The organism is Psychrobacter sp. AOP30-A2-5 (assembly GCF_052378115.1).
Lineage (GTDB): Bacteria > Pseudomonadota > Gammaproteobacteria > Pseudomonadales > Moraxellaceae > Psychrobacter.
The window spans coordinates 1-15,349 of the sequence record NZ_JBQSXK010000023.1 but is presented as its reverse complement, the minus strand read 5'-3'; the positions used below and the strand labels follow the sequence as shown (position 1 = coordinate 15,349).

Here is a 15,349-nt window from a genome sequence, read left to right as displayed (position 1 = left end):
ATAAACTTGCCCTAATACCATCGACATACTAGCGGCGTCAAGCCAAAAAACATATTGGTCAGACCAAAATTCATTAGTCTACTCGATGCATGACATCTATTTATCTATCATTCGTTTTAACAGCATCACTTGTTTCGATTCGATGAGGGACTGACCCAATGCTAAGCTACCCTGTTAATAAAATTAGCACACCAGATGAACAGGTAAACATACTACAAATCACAGATTTGCATTTATCAACGCCCGTTTCTTCTAGTGTTGATGGCGATACTAACAATAGCGAAGCCACTGTCTGTCAGCAGTGCTTTGAAACAGTACTACAGCAAGCATTGAGTAGCGACATTCGCTGCGATTTGATTATCGTGACTGGCGACTTAGTCAATGAAGTCAAACCCGCTATTTACGATCATATTTTTGAGGTATTGCAAGCGACCCATATTCCTTTTGCTTGCATCGCAGGCAATCATGATGTGACGGATGAGATAGGCAGTGACTTGCCCTTCTTTGAGCGCGAACTGATTGCTCAACCTGCCGACCCGCGCTTGCTAAGCCGGCATGTCATTGAGACTGATCGTTGGCAGCTGTTGTTATTAGACTCATCCATCACGGGTAAAGTCGCGGGCGAGATAACGCCTACCGATATTGACTGGTTATACGAAAGACTCGGAGCCTGTGATAAGCCTGCGCTGATTGCTCTACATCATCATGTCATTCCCGTAGACTCTGACTGGATTGACACGCATATGGCAGAGAATAGTGAGGCCTTTTGGCAGCGCCTGTTAGGATTTGACCATCTCAAGGTCATTATCAGTGGTCATACGCACCAAGAGCAGGTTCGCCATCGTCAAGGAGTCACGGTCTATAGCACGCCATCTACTTGCTACCAGTTCAAGCCTTATGAGAATGATTTCTCCTATGATAAAAGCGTCCCGCCCGGTTACCGTTGGTTGCAATTAGCCAACAATGGAAAGGTTGCAAGCTGGGTAGAAAGACTGGATACTTGACGCCCAGATTTATTGGCAGCCATACTGATGTGAGCCCTTATATCGCAAGCTATTGACTGATATTTCTGAGTTCAGAATACAATGACTGGCACGGTAAAAACGACATGATGATGAAAAATTACTTCATTATTGTCAGAAACAATGATACAACGTATAAAACGAAATGAGGACTGCCTAGTATCTGGTATTAGGTAGAATTATAATAGCTAGGATGGCTAAATCGATCACAGCTAAGTCTTCACAGTCAGTGATTTGTCGCATTATTAAGACAACGCTATTTAAATAAAAATATGCATAACCATATACCTGACCATTGATAGATTGCTTTGAGCATATCAGATAACTGTACTATTAGATCCGCTGTGTTACTTGTGTTACCAAGTGGTAAAACGTTTTATAAAGGGACAAATTATAGCGTTTATGACATTGATAGCGTCTTGTCTTTTGATACGTCGTTTTATTGAATTAATTTGAAAAAAGTAGGATACCCATATGAGCACCCTGACCACGAATCCAAGTGAAGCTAAGTTTACTCCTTATGTGCCTGCCAAAGACGAAGAGTACATGTCTGATGCGCAGTTAGAGCACTTTAAGGCTATATTATTGGATTGGAAGAGCCAACTGATTGGCGAAGCGGATCGCACCAAGACTTATATCCAAGACGAGTCCAGTGCTATGCCAGATATTAATGATCGCGCCACCCAAGAAGAAGAGTTTGCCCTCGCATTGCGTACGCGTGACCGTGAACGTAAGCTCATTCGCAAAATTGATAAATCTATGTCAGAAATTGAAAATGATGATTATGGATTTTGTGAAACTTGTGGCGTAGAGATTGGTTTGCGTCGTCTCGAAGCACGCCCAACAGCTACCCAATGTATCGATTGTAAAACACTGTCTGAGATTAAAGAACGCCAAAATCAAGGCGCTTAAACGAGTTACAACTCATCTCAATAGTAGAATGCAAGCATAAGCGACCAAAATATGGTCGCTTATTGCGTTTTAGCTGGCTGGTTTTTAGTCAATGAATCATGGCTGATACAGAGCTTTAAGCTTGCTTATATTGATTTGCTAACAAAACAGACTCATTTCACAAATATCTTTTTACGGATATATTTATTATTCTATCTTCTACCTTTTTTACCGATAATTTCCTACTTTGAAAACTAACCTTATTCCTATGCCCACTCCAATCATACCAGTACAGCCAATTGGTCGTTTTGCTCCCTCACCGACTGGTGAACTGCATCTTGGCTCATTGACGACCGCGCTTGCCAGCTTTTGCCATATAAAATCCATTGGTGGTAAATGGCTACTGCGTATTGAAGACACTGATACCGAACGCTGTGATCAGCAATTTACTGAGCAAATCTTGATTGATTTGGAAGCGCTTGGATTGTACTGGGACGGTGATATCATTTATCAATCTGAGCGTATTGATATTTATAATGATTATCTACACTCAGCCCTGCATCCGCTCACTTATGGTTGTCAGTGCTCGCGTAAAGATTTAGAGCAATACTGGGCGCAAGAAGAGCTGAGCCCAGCTTATGATGCTAAGCCATTGCAACCAAACAGGAAGCGCTATCCACGCTGCTGCGTCAGCGCTGACCTTGATAGAGAGCAACATAAGCTACGCATACAGCTACCGAATTATAAGATTGGTTTTAACGACGGTATTCAAGGATTGCAGTGGGATAATCCTCAGCAGACATTGGGTGATATGGTGGTGCGTCGCCAAGATGGTATGATCAATTATATTTTGGCTGCCAGCCTTGATGATGGACTGCAACAGGTGACACATATTATGCGCGGTCTAGATATCCTAACCATGACGACAGCGCAAATCAGCATCATGGATGCCGCACGCTTGCCTGCCATCAATCACTGGTATCACTTGCCACTGATATGTCATGCTGATGGACAAAAACTCTCCAAGCAAAACCTAGCACAACCAATTGATACACGAGATCCAAGTAAACTTATCGCCGATGCTTTACAACTATTACAGCAACCAGCCGTTGATAGAGACACACCTACTCGTATGTTAAAGCAAGCCATTGCTCAATGGGACAGTACGCCGCTACAAGGCAAGCAACAGTTAAATATGCACAGTGGATAAAAGCCAGCTAGCAAAAAGCGCCACTATTTAGCGACGCTTCTTTGGATAATGCCAGTCATGATGCATCGAGCCTATCACTAATGCTCAACCTATCAATAATAACGGCATTGGCTTTTTTCGATTTCAGGGCTTTCTTTATAAATTTTTAGCAATAACGCAACCATCACCAAACTAATCAACATCGAAGAGCCGCCATAACTGAAGAATGGCATGGTCAATCCTTTGGTTGGAATCGCGCCCATATTCATCGCCGCATTGATAATTGTCTGCGCTATGAACACCACACCGATACCAAAGGCGGTATAACTCATACGCATCTGCCGACGCTTGAGCGCGTTATAACTGATACGCATCGCGCTACCGATAATCAGCGCTTCGAGCACCAGTACCATAGTAACCCCAACAAAGCCTAACTCTTCCCCTGTAATGGCTAGTAGAAAATCAGTATGTGCCTCAGGCAAATGCGACAGTTTCTGTACGCTCTCACCATAACCAACGCCTGTAAATTGTCCACGACCAAAGGCAATCAAACTGCGTGCCAACTGATAATCCGTGTCTTGCACATCATCAAACGGATCCATAAATGACATCACACGTACCAATCGGTACTGCGCTGTCGTCACCATCAAGACCGCACCACCAATGGCAGCCGCGCCCAGTGCTAAAAAGTGCTTGTAAGGCGCACCAGCAATATAAAAAATCGCAAAGATGGTACCTAAAATAACGACAAAAGAACCAAAATCTGGCTGTGACAATAGCAGCATGGTGATGAGTGCCACCACTAACATAATCCGCAAAAAACCGTCTAAGCCGTTACGAACTTCAAAAGAGCGACGCACCACAAAATCAGAGACAAAGACAATCATCACCAACTTGGCCAACTCTGCCACCTGAAAATTAAATACCCCTAGGTTCAGCCAACGCTTGGAGCCGTTAATAGGCGTACTAAACAAGGTTGCCACTAGCAGCATGCCAGTGATACCCAATAGGATAAATTGGGTTTCAGTCTTATATAGTGTTCGCAAAGACACGCTGTAATAAGAAACCGTAGCGACCGTCAAACCGATCATCATATACAGCAGCTGGTTTTTGAAAAAGTGCAGCTCTGTCATGCCGCGACTGAGCGCAAAAGGAATAGAAGCAGAAGCCACCATCAATAAGCTGAGCACCAACATACAGCCAACACTCGATAGGAGAATGGCGCGTGCTGACGGCATAGAAAGAATACCATCTGAGCCAGATACTTGCTTCGGTTGGGACGAGGAACGAAAAAGAGAAGAGAGCGCCATAATTTTATATACACTAACAAACGAAAAAACACGGCGTCTATTAAACGCCACCGTTTAAAAAATAGAAAATAGACAGTACCAGACAGATTACTAAGCAAATAAGCTGACCATTCATGTTGCTGACTGGCTATGATTGACAGTAGCAGCAATCTATAAGCAAAACAATCATTTATACAGAAAATGCGCGCGCGTCGTAAAAGTCAATTCAGGGCAATCCTATTGCATTGCCCTTATTCTTTATTAAATACTGAGTTCTTTATTAAATGCTGATATTCGCTAAGCACTTATCATGCAAATGCTTAAATCATCAAACCTTTTAATCGGCCGCCATCATATCTGACGACTCAGTTGCTAATTGACCAACCAACTGACTGAAATGCTCACCGCGAGCTGCGTAGCCACTATATTGATCAAAGCTGGCACAAGCAGGTGACAATAGCACCGCTTGCACTTGCGATAGGCTGCTTGTCGTGACTTGTTGAATGGTTGTAAAGGCATTTTCTAAAGTTTGGCATTGATGTAACGCCACATCGGCGCTTATCTTAGCTGCGCGCAGATGCTGTTCAATCAGCGGCGCATCTTCACCAATAAACAGTACTTGGCTAACATACTGATTGATAAACGGCGTCAATTCACCAAACTGTTGACCTTTACCTTGTCCACCCAAAATCAATAGTAGCTTGCCATCTTTTGGCGCATAGACTGCGCCCAGTCCTTCGATAGCTGCCATCGTTGAGCCGATGTTGGTGCCTTTTGAATCATTAAAATAATCAATGTCTGCAGCATTTGCCACATACTGGCAACGATGCTCAAGTCCAGTAAACTGCTGTAAGGTATTCAACATACTGCCCAATGGCAAACCAGCAAGTTCGCCTAACGCTAAGGCTGCCTGTGCATTAAGCAGATTATGACGACCTTTAATCAACAGTTTATCTGCCGACAGTAGTTTTTCTGTACCGTGGGCAAGATAAATCTGGCCTTCAGGAGTAGTAATAAGACCATATTGACCTTTATCAGGAGCATGTATACCGGTACTCACTCTGGGCAAATTATCAGCCACTAGCGGACGCGTCAATGCGTCTTCGCGATTGATAACCACGGACTTAGCACCCTGAAAGATACGATGTTTGGCTTGATGGTAGCCCAGCATATCGCCGTGGCGATCTAAATGGTCAGGCGACATATTTAGAACCGTCGCCACTTGCGCGCCCAAATTGGTCACTGTCTCTAACTGAAAGCTCGACAGCTCAAGTACCGCCAGTTCCATATCAGTATTATCAAGCAAGGTCAGCGCTGGCACGCCAATATTACCGCCGACACCAACATTGACACCAGCATCCGCGGCCATTTGCCCGACCAAGGTGGTCACGGTGCTCTTAGCATTAGAGCCAGTAATCGCCACTATCGGTACGGTACAAGCCTCACAAAATAGCTGAATGTCACTAACCACGGGAATATTCGCTTGGCGGGCAGCGGCGACAGCTTCGGTAGCAAGAGAGATACCGGGGCTTATAACAATACGTGCCGCTTGCTGCAAGAGCTCGGCGTCAATCGCACCAAATTGGCGAATACTAATCTCCGCGGGTAGTTGATCTGCTAAGCTAGGTGTCACCTGAGCATCAGTAACAGCAACCTGATAGCCTTGATTGGCCAAATAGCGCGCAACTGATAACCCAGATTGTCCCAAACCGACCACGACTTGTAGACCACTGCCTTTGTGAAGTAAGGCGTCTGTTGCAGCGTTGGTGGTCATATTTATTCCTTCTGTTGGACGAGCAAAATGGCATCAAACAAACCTAGTCTATAAAGAAGCAAAATGATGCCGTCAAGATGAGACGCATCATAACGGTATCGTTCAGATTTCGGTACTGGTTTTTTATGACGATGTGCTATTATGCGCCTGTTTTTATATTAAGTGGCTAATGCTATAATAGTTGCCTTAATCTGTAAGTGACTGGGTATTTACCCAAGCATTTTAGTTTAGCATGTTGTCACAGTTAGCACGCTATTGTCACTTCTGTTTGGCAAAGTTACTACTATAGACTGATCATGTCGAGCGGCTATTTTTATTTGATAGATTATTTATTACCCTCTACCGCAGCATATCATTGCTGACGCTATTCGTTATTGTAGGTGCTCTTATAAACGCCCTACTTTAAGCACCTTATTTTAACTATTTTTTAGGTGATCTCACTGAATTTATCATCATATCAATTATTGGTGAGCGTATTAGCGATACCAGTAAGTAAATCAGTAGACCTACTTATTACTGACCTTTAATAACTCAATACCGCAATATGACACAGCACATGTTGCCGTAAAAGAAAGATGAATAGCTACTTTTATAGCGATGCGATCATTTTATGAATGAGTAATGATTACTTTTTTTGCCTCTAACCCTATGCAGTTTACTTATGACATCTTTTATTGATAACTTACGTGACGAGTGGTTTTCCAATGTTCGCGGCGACGTTTTATCCGGTTTGGTTGTTGCCTTAGCGCTGATTCCTGAAGCCATTGCCTTTTCTATTATCGCGGGTGTTGATCCAAAAGTCGGCTTGTATGCCTCATTTTGTATCGCGGTCGTGATCAGTTTCGTCGGTGGTCGTCCAGGCATGATTTCGGCAGCAACTGGGGCGATGGCACTGGTGATGGTTGACTTAGTCGCCGAGCATGGTTTGCAGTATTTGCTAGCTGCCACCTTATTGTGCGGTGGGATTCAGATTGTAATGGGTATCCTAAAGCTTGGCAATTTGATGCGCTTTGTGTCGCGCTCGGTAGTCATTGGCTTCGTCAATGCGCTCGCGATATTGATCTTTGCCGCCCAGCTGCCTGAGCTTAACCCAATGACTGAACGCGTTGGCATGACGGTTTATATCATGACAGCGGCGGGCTTAGCGATTATCTACTTGTTTCCGCTGATTCCTAAAATCGGTCGCGTGATTCCGTCACCGCTGATCTGTATCGTTGGTTTGACTGCTGTTGCCATGTATATGAATCTTGATATTCGTAATGTCGGCAGTATGGGCGATTTGCCTGACTCATTACCGATGTTCTTATTACCTGACATTCCCTTGAACCTAAATACTTTACTGATCATCGCGCCTTACTCTATCGCACTTGCCATCGTTGGTTTATTAGAATCGATGATGACAGCGACTATCGTCGATGATTTGACAGATACGCCAAGCGATAAAAACCGCGAGTGTCGTGGTCAAGGGATTGCCAACGTCGTATCAGGTTTCTTCGGTGGTATGGCAGGCTGTGCCATGATTGGTCAATCTATGATCAACGTCAAATCTGGCGGACGTACGCGTCTGTCCACTTTGATGGCAGGTATCGTACTGCTCATTATGGTAGTGTTCTTAAGTGAATGGGTCAGTCAAATTCCAATGGCGGCACTGGTCGCTGTGATGATTATGGTCTCTATTGGTACTTTTAACTGGCAGTCTATTCGCGAATTTAAAACGCATCCGATGTCATTTAACATTGTCATGCTAGCGACTGTTTTGACCACAGTATTTACGCACAACCTAGCTTATGGCGTGGGCGTGGGCGTGCTGCTATCGGCGCTGGCGTTTGCCAATAAAATTGGTCAATTCTTAACGGTATTTAGTGAGTATGATGAGAGTACTAATACCCGTTATTATTATGTGCAAGGACAAGTATTCTTTGCTTCTACGACTCAGTTCTTAAACAGCTTCGATACCAAAGAAGCTTTGGACAGTATTCAAATTGATGTCAGCCAAGCGCATTTTTGGGATGTCAGTGCCGTAGACACCTTGGACAAACTGGTCATGCGCTTGCAACGTGAGGGCATTGATGTCAAAGTGGTGGGACTCAATAATGCGAGCCGAACACTGATTGATCGCTTCTCTATCCACGATCGCCGAGATATTGGCTTATTGGATTAAACAAAGCCACGTCTATTTATTGAGCTAATATTGATTAACCGCTCATAAATAAACAGTTGAATAAACAGCTGCATTGGTGCAAAGGGTTGGGCATAAGCATTATCGCCCCACCCTTGAGCTAAGCAGCTGTCTTTTTATTCTGTCTTTTTAATATTGGAATAATGTGGTGGTCTTATGAGTAATTTGAAACCAGATAGTGTGATTGCCTGCTTGGACTGCCCAGACCACGTGCAAGCAGTGTTAGAAGCCAGCATGTGGGCCGCGACTCGTCTACAAGCACCTGTTGGACTGTTGCATTCTGTACCGAGCTTACAACAAAAAGCGGCTGTGAATTATTCAGGCTGCCTAAATATCGATGATGAAAACATGCTGCTTGAGCAATTCACCACCAAGGAGCACTTGAGTAATTGTGAGCTAAAAGCCCAAGGCAAGCTTTTGCTTCATCAAGCTACCACCTATTGCGAACAGCAGCGACAAAAACTAAAAACATATACCCTGCATCGCCATGAACACCTCAATGAAAGTATCGATTACGTCGATGACAAAGCACAATTGATCGTTATAGGTCACAATGTCACCTGCAAATCGACATTGAGCCAGTTAATTAGAGTCAGTCACTGCCCCATTTTGGTGACTCATGCACCATTTTTGCACCCTACGACCGCTTTATTTGCTTTTGACAACAGTCCTACTTCACATAAATTGCTCAATTGGCTCTGCAAAACCTCACTGGTGCGCGCATTAACCGTTCATATCGTGATGGTCGGTAAAGAAAATTCTGAAAATTGCGATGCGCTACGCGAAGCTTATGCGCGGCTCAAACAAGCAGGCATCAAGTCTAAAAAAGCCTTGCTGGACTGCCGCGATGTCACTTCGGCTTTGAATTATTATCAAAATGAAAATAATATCGGTATGCTAATGACCGGTGCCTTTGGCCAATCTCGTCTGCGTGAACTTCTAAAAGGTAGCGACACAAAAAAGCTGCTCGGTAGCACCAAAACCCCCTACCTACTCTTCCCAAAGGTATAGGCTTTAGCCGATCTACACAGCCACTCCTCTCTCTTTGAGCGCAGAGCCTATACATCCATGTTAAGCTCTGCCGCTTACCGTATCACACAATTTTCCCTACTTTCTCCTCAAGTGATTCGTTTCATATACCAAACTAGGTTAGCAAATCATCACAGGAAATAGATGGATGGTCTCCCCAAGCACCTAAAAAGTTGGTTATAATAAAGTTTTCGTCAGTTCAACGCTAAAGGTTAATTCGCATTCTCTATGCTCATAACGGTGGTTTATACCATTGCAGCATAACCAGTATTTTTTGCCATAACTATGGCTGTTTTTGAACAAACAAATCCAATCTTACCTATCCCCCTTGAGTAAATTGGCACAGTTCTTGAATGACTAATAGTAAGCATGGCAGCGATACAATGCACCACAATGCTTCTATCAACCTGCGGCATCACACAAATAAGGAATATTTTATGAAGCTAATCACTGCGATCTTAAAACCGTTTAAGCTCGATGATGTACGTGAAGCGCTTTCTGACATCGGTGTTAAAGGTGTCACTGTTACTGAAGTCAAAGGTTTCGGTCGCCAAAAAGGTCACACAGAACTCTATCGCGGCGCAGAATACGTGGTGGACTTCTTACCTAAAGTAAAAGTCGAAGTGGCTGTTATTGATGAGATGGTCGAACCTGCTATCGAAGCCATCACTCGCATCGCTAGCACGGGCAAGATTGGTGATGGAAAAATCTTCGTCACTGCACTCGAGCAAGTCATTCGTATTCGTACGGGCGAGACAGGCCCTGACGCTATCTAACGCTCAAGGCCATATAGACACAGATTTATAGATCATACCGATAGCTGTATTGCATCAATTCAAGGGGGAATTAACATGCAAAATCAAATCTTCGAGCTCCAGTACGCACTTGACACGTTTTACTTTTTAATGTGCGGGGCGCTCGTCATGTGGATGGCAGCAGGCTTCACTATGTTAGAAGCTGGACTTGTCCGCTCAAAAAACACCGTTGAGATTTTAACCAAAAATATCGCACTTTTTGCCACCGCTTGTACCATGTACATGATATGCGGCTATGCCATTATGTATGGTGGCAACCTATTCTTGAGCGGTATCGCGGGTAATGAAACGCTGGTAGCAGATGCCCTAGCAGCCTCCGCTGAAAACGGCTTTGATGGTGATTCTGTTTACTCCGCTGCGTCTGATTTTTTCTTCCAAGTGGTGTTTGTTGCAACCTGTATGTCGATCGTTTCAGGAGCGGTGGCTGAGCGCATGAAGCTGTGGTCGTTCTTATTATTTGCTGTGGTGATGACTGGTGTCATTTATCCATTAGAGGGTAGCTGGACGTGGGGTGGCAATGATGTATTTGGTATGTTCAATTTAGGCGACATGGGTTTTTCTGATTTTGCAGGTTCTGGTATCGTCCATATGGCGGGTGCTGCGGCTGCATTAGCAGGGGTATTATTATTAGGTGCACGTAAAGGCAAGTATGGCCCTAATGGTGAAATACGCGCCATTCCAGGTGCTAACTTACCACTGGCAGCGCTTGGAACACTTATTCTCTGGATGGGTTGGTTCGGTTTCAATGGCGGCTCGGTGCTAAAACTGGGTGATATTGCCAGCGCCAACTCGGTTGCTATGGTCTTTTTGAATACCAATGCAGCAGCGGCCGGCGGTGCAATTGGTGCTTTAATAATAGCACGCATCATCTTTGGCAAAGCTGACTTAACCATGCTCTTAAATGGTGCACTCGCAGGATTAGTCGCTATCACGGCAGAACCCTCAACCCCATCTGCATTACAAGCAACACTGTTTGGTTTGATCGCTGGCGTTATCGTTGTGCTATCTATCTTAGCATTGGATAAAATAAAAATAGATGATCCAGTGGGTGCTATCTCAGTTCATGGTGTAGTCGGTCTGTTCGGTCTGCTTATCGTACCAATTACCAACCCAGCAGCATCGTTCGTAGGTCAGATTGCTGGTGCAGCCACTATCTTTACTTGGGTATTCATCGCCAGCTTAATCACTTGGGCGGTTATCAAATTAGTGATTGGTCTGCGTATATCTGAAGAAGATGAGTATGAAGGTGCGGATATAGCAGAGTGTGGTATGGAAGCATATCCTGAGTTTGTGAGATAAGCTCTGAAGCCAATATTAAAATATATGTACTAAAAATCCCGCATTACCAAAAGGTATTGCGGGATTTTTATTTATCAATATTAGGTCTAATACTAAAAATAAACGATAGGTTTATTTCTTTTTCCACGTTTGACTGCGTGAGAATGGACCGATATAACCTTTTAGATTTAAGGTGTTGCCACTCAAGTTTGCGGTCATACGATAGTCTTTGCCCTTTTCAGGATCAGTAATCGTACCACCACTATATTTGCCACCACCATCAGACTTTAAACCTTTAATAATGGTCGTACCAACGTGCTTTTTGCCTTTGGCTGAGTTGGTAGCGATAAGCGTACCTGTTAGTACACCGTTTGACTCAGTAATCTTTACGGTACCTTTTGGCTTACCTTCATCAAATGTCTGCCACGTGGTATTGGCCAAAGGATCAGCGGCGAATGCCATGCTTGCTAAACTGATACCTGCAACAGCTAGAGTGGTTTTGGTAAATAATTTCATAGACTGATTCCCTTCATACAATGATTACTCGAAACGTTATGTTTCTGATCTCCTAGGCTTATCCTTCGCTAAAATTCCTATTAACAGCTATGCGACTTTCTACTCTTTGGGAGTGGTTATCGCATCTAAAAAAACTGCTCATCAAAATTTTATACGACATAAGCGATGTCTTGACTCATTATAAGCAATTTTAAGCTTTTGCCTAGTAATTTTTTTATAGTTTATTATTTCTATAAAAATTGAACTATATCAAATAGTTATAAAAAAGGATTGTCGATATTTTTATCCAACCGGTCATCTTTTTCTTTTGACTTATGCTGACTATTATTGTAAATGGAATTATTTTCAAACGCCTGAAGAATCTTGCTTGTTAGTTCATGTAACTGTTGCGCTTGCTCATATCCAGTAGCATCAAGAGTCAAATCAATATCGCCATATATAATAATTTTATCTGTTTGGTTTTCGATGATAAGCTCACCGATTTGCATACTTTGGTGGTCATTGGCAAATGGATCAATCATTTGATTCTCCTTTTTATTAACAATATCTTGCGTAATTTTTGGATTTTTTGTGCCTTTTATTATATATAGACTCGTGTCACAAAGGCATTATGCTTGCAATTGGGCGATTACCCACTCAAGAATCGCCCAAACAAACAGCATCCAAGCCGGCTCTTCTGTTGGCTCATCGGGCAACTCGGAGCTTTCACCCGCCTTTAATGGCAGATCAAATGCCTGTGTTTTGGTTTTGGCATCCAAGACGGGCAGCACATCGATACCAATTCTAGTCGAGAGTTCATCAACACTAATAACCTCTATGCGCTCCGACTCATCATTGGGTGCATAATAGACCCCTGCTTGATTAATCGCTGGTATATAGACGGCTTTAAAAAAATGACTGGGCACCAGTACACGATCTGCCAGTTGCTTGGTTGTTTTGCCAGTAAAGGCTACTCCTGTAATGCTATAAACTTCTACATATTGCTGGGTCAAATAGCGAGTGGCTGATTCAATATTACGCCAGATATAGCGATTGTTGCGCGGTGACTGCGGGGCGATATTGGCAAGGCTAAAGCTATCATATTGTTGACTGCGATTCGCCATATCGGCATTGGGCGCTAAATGCCCGCGATCATAGCCAGAGCCTGAATAGTCGGACAATGAGGCGCGTGCGGATTTTGGTAACCTACTTTCTTCATGAAAGCTGTCTTCACGATCGATTTCTTTGGCTTGTTGTAAACGCTTGCGATCCAAATATTCTGCCGACCAAAGCGGTGTACGCGATACGCCAGAATACATAACGGCAAAACCATCCATGCATAAAGCTTGGGTTTTGTTGCTTAGCTTGGTATTAATGAACTCAGGATAGACACCGCCATAAAAGGACTCGCTACACTGAGTAAAGTCATCAGCATGCGCTAAAGTTATACTTACGACTACCGCCATCACGGTCATTGTAATACTGTTTTTCAAACGGGCATTGAGCCTACCGAAACTTATCATTCAACTTTCAACCATCTATGCTTGTCATTACGTATACGCTATCCTAGCAGGCGTTTGTAAATAAAGAAAGATAAGGTGCAAGTCGTGACATTCTAGACAGTATCCGCTATACTGAGCCGTCTAAAAACGGTGAAGTGGGTGAGTGGCTGAAACCGCACGCCTGGAAAGTGTGTATGCGTTAATAGCGTATCGAGGGTTCGAATCCCTCCTTCACCGCCAATCTTATATAATCCTAGTTTTCCTATCTTATCCCAAACACTCCTATATACCTTTGCATCCCTTTATAAATAACGCGTCTAGCGTTTTTTTTATGCCTGCTGGTTTCCCAACTCTACCCAATACTACCCACCTATCCCATGGCTTGTGTTGGTCTATTCGTTGGTCTATTATTCATATACACCTCAATTAGACCAACATTCTATCTAGGTTTATATGCCTTAGACCAACATAATCGTCTTAAAGCTTTAAACATATAGCTCGTAGGTATAGGAATAGACCAACATGTTAAGTGATGCCAAAATTCGTAAGCTCAAACCAACTGATAATTGTACCCCTGCCCGTCCAGATAAATATAGTGATCAGCATGGGCTACAGCTATTAGTACGTAGCTCAGGAACGAAGACTTGGATAAGTGCATATCGCTTTGATGGTAAGCAGCAGAAAACTACTTTAGGTGCATACCCACAGATAAGCTTAGCAGAAGCAAGAATAGCGAACTCTGATATCAAAGCTTTAGTAACTAGTGGGATCAATCCAAAGAATAAAAAACGTCAAGATAAGCTTGCAAATGAACAGGCTAAAATGTTCAATGATTATGCGCTTGAATGGCTAGATGAGCGTGAGCGCAACGTAAAGCCTCGCACCTACCAACAAGACTACAACCGTATGCATAAAGACGTGCTACCAAGATTTGAAGGTATTACTTTGAAAGATGTGAAATTTGAAGATTGTAAATTTATGGCTGATCAGATTGAAAGCAGAACTAACAATGAAGGATCATCACCACGAGAAGTAACCAGACGCACTATTGACCTCGTTGGCAATATTCTTAGAAGAGCCAAGAGAGAGCGCCTAATTGAGATAAATCATACAGAAGGGTTAAAAGAGCTATATCCAAAAGCAAAAACTAAGCACATGAAACATGTTGAGCTTAGTGAGCTACCTAAGCTCTTGCAAGACATTGAGGGCTATCATGGTCATGACCAAACTCGCTTGGGTATGAAGTTTTTAGCATATTCTTTTTGTCGTACTATTGAGCTTAGAATGATGAAGTGGGAACATATCGACTTCCCTAACCGTCTATGGCGTGTCGATATCGATAACCTTAAGATAGCGCGTAAGCATGTTGTTCCTCTATCAGATCAAATGCTAGCAGTTTTGAAAGAAATGAAATCCATTACAGGACAATACGAATACGTGTTCTACCATACTGGTATGCACCAGCCTTATAGCGAAGAGTTCATTAATAATGCTTTAGACATCCTTGGCTACGCTGGAAAGCAAACTGGTCATGGATTCCGACATATTGCCTCAACTAACCTAAACGAGCTTGGCTATATGGGAGATGCCATCGAAAAGCAGATGGCACATGATAAGAAAAGCAGCATTCGCGCAGTTTATAACCACGCGCAGCATTTAGAAGAGCGCCGTAAAATCATGCAAGTCTGGGCAGATTTTCTAGACTTGCTCAGAGATAAAGGCGAAGTCGTAGACTTTCAGACAGCTCGTCAGCAGATTGAGAAGTCATTAAACAGTAAGCATTCTAGTAGTCTTCATTCAGCTGATACTCAAGAACTTGTAGAGGTACTTAGAAATAAAGGTATCACTATGGATGACTTGAAGAATATGCTAAAAAATTGAAACAT

13 protein-coding genes and 1 tRNA gene are annotated in these 15,349 nt (G+C 43.2%); 9 read left to right on the top strand and 5 right to left on the bottom strand.

The genetic code is table 11. The features are described 5' to 3' along the window. The first annotated feature begins 158 nt into the window (after positions 1–158). The 3 genes from ACT3S4_RS12635 (at position 159) to gluQRS (ending at position 3,123) form a co-directional block, all read left to right on the top strand. Positions 159–1,004: a metallophosphoesterase gene (locus ACT3S4_RS12635; RefSeq protein WP_444761175.1), complete on the top strand. Its 846-nt coding sequence runs from the start codon at positions 159–161 to the stop codon at positions 1,002–1,004. A gap of 492 nt (positions 1,005–1,496) precedes the next feature. Continuing rightward, positions 1,497–1,934: an RNA polymerase-binding protein DksA gene (gene dksA / locus ACT3S4_RS12630; RefSeq protein WP_045445865.1), complete on the top strand. Its 438-nt coding sequence runs from the start codon at positions 1,497–1,499 to the stop codon at positions 1,932–1,934. Positions 1,935–2,181: 247 nt separating this feature from the next. After that, positions 2,182–3,123, top strand: a complete 942-nt coding sequence (gene gluQRS, locus ACT3S4_RS12625; RefSeq protein WP_109591960.1) for a tRNA glutamyl-Q(34) synthetase GluQRS — start codon at positions 2,182–2,184, stop codon at positions 3,121–3,123. A gap of 92 nt (positions 3,124–3,215) precedes the next feature. Here gluQRS and ftsW read toward each other — a convergent pair whose 3' ends face one another. Together ftsW and murD are read right to left on the bottom strand one after the other, a co-directional pair. Further along, positions 3,216–4,412, bottom strand: a complete 1,197-nt coding sequence (ftsW, locus tag ACT3S4_RS12620; protein ID WP_227697660.1) for a putative lipid II flippase FtsW — start codon at positions 4,410–4,412, stop codon at positions 3,216–3,218. A gap of 316 nt (positions 4,413–4,728) precedes the next feature. Then, complete coding sequence (gene murD / locus ACT3S4_RS12615) at positions 4,729–6,165, bottom strand: UDP-N-acetylmuramoyl-L-alanine--D-glutamate ligase (RefSeq protein WP_444761174.1); 1,437 nt, start codon at positions 6,163–6,165, stop codon at positions 4,729–4,731. 661 nt (positions 6,166–6,826) lie between these two features. Here murD and ACT3S4_RS12610 point away from each other — a divergent pair. From ACT3S4_RS12610 to ACT3S4_RS12595, 4 genes are all read left to right on the top strand, one after another. Continuing rightward, positions 6,827–8,326, top strand: coding sequence for a SulP family inorganic anion transporter (locus tag ACT3S4_RS12610; protein ID WP_087813692.1), 1,500 nt, complete (start codon positions 6,827–6,829; stop codon positions 8,324–8,326). A 174-nt stretch (positions 8,327–8,500) separates the two neighbouring features. Then, the gene (locus ACT3S4_RS12605; RefSeq protein WP_201560613.1) at positions 8,501–9,355 is read left to right on the top strand and encodes a universal stress protein; all 855 of its coding nucleotides are present in this window, start codon (positions 8,501–8,503) and stop codon (positions 9,353–9,355) included. Between the two features lie 455 nt (positions 9,356–9,810). After that, positions 9,811–10,149: a P-II family nitrogen regulator gene (locus ACT3S4_RS12600; RefSeq protein WP_010197981.1), complete on the top strand. Its 339-nt coding sequence runs from the start codon at positions 9,811–9,813 to the stop codon at positions 10,147–10,149. Positions 10,150–10,224: 75 nt separating this feature from the next. Then, entirely contained in the window at positions 10,225–11,487 is a 1,263-nt protein-coding gene (locus tag ACT3S4_RS12595; protein ID WP_045452414.1) for an ammonium transporter, read from the top strand. 111 nt (positions 11,488–11,598) lie between these two features. On the opposite strand, the gene ACT3S4_RS12590 is transcribed toward ACT3S4_RS12595, so the two are convergent. The 3 genes from ACT3S4_RS12590 to ACT3S4_RS12580 form a co-directional block, all read right to left on the bottom strand. Next, positions 11,599–11,982 (bottom strand): DUF2147 domain-containing protein, encoded by a 384-nt coding sequence (locus tag ACT3S4_RS12590; RefSeq protein ID WP_045445845.1) that lies wholly within the window; start codon positions 11,980–11,982, stop codon positions 11,599–11,601. Between the two features lie 257 nt (positions 11,983–12,239). Further along, positions 12,240–12,503 (bottom strand): hypothetical protein, encoded by a 264-nt coding sequence (locus ACT3S4_RS12585; protein ID WP_201502855.1) that lies wholly within the window; start codon positions 12,501–12,503, stop codon positions 12,240–12,242. An 87-nt stretch (positions 12,504–12,590) separates the two neighbouring features. Then, complete coding sequence (locus ACT3S4_RS12580) at positions 12,591–13,484, bottom strand: DNA/RNA non-specific endonuclease (RefSeq protein WP_444761173.1); 894 nt, start codon at positions 13,482–13,484, stop codon at positions 12,591–12,593. A gap of 128 nt (positions 13,485–13,612) precedes the next feature. Here ACT3S4_RS12580 and ACT3S4_RS12575 point away from each other — a divergent pair. Next, positions 13,613–13,703, top strand: a tRNA-Ser gene (locus ACT3S4_RS12575). 282 nt (positions 13,704–13,985) lie between these two features. Further along, the gene (locus ACT3S4_RS12570) at positions 13,986–15,344 is read left to right on the top strand and encodes a tyrosine-type recombinase/integrase (protein WP_444761172.1); all 1,359 of its coding nucleotides are present in this window, start codon (positions 13,986–13,988) and stop codon (positions 15,342–15,344) included. The last annotated feature ends 5 nt before the right edge of the window (positions 15,345–15,349 follow it).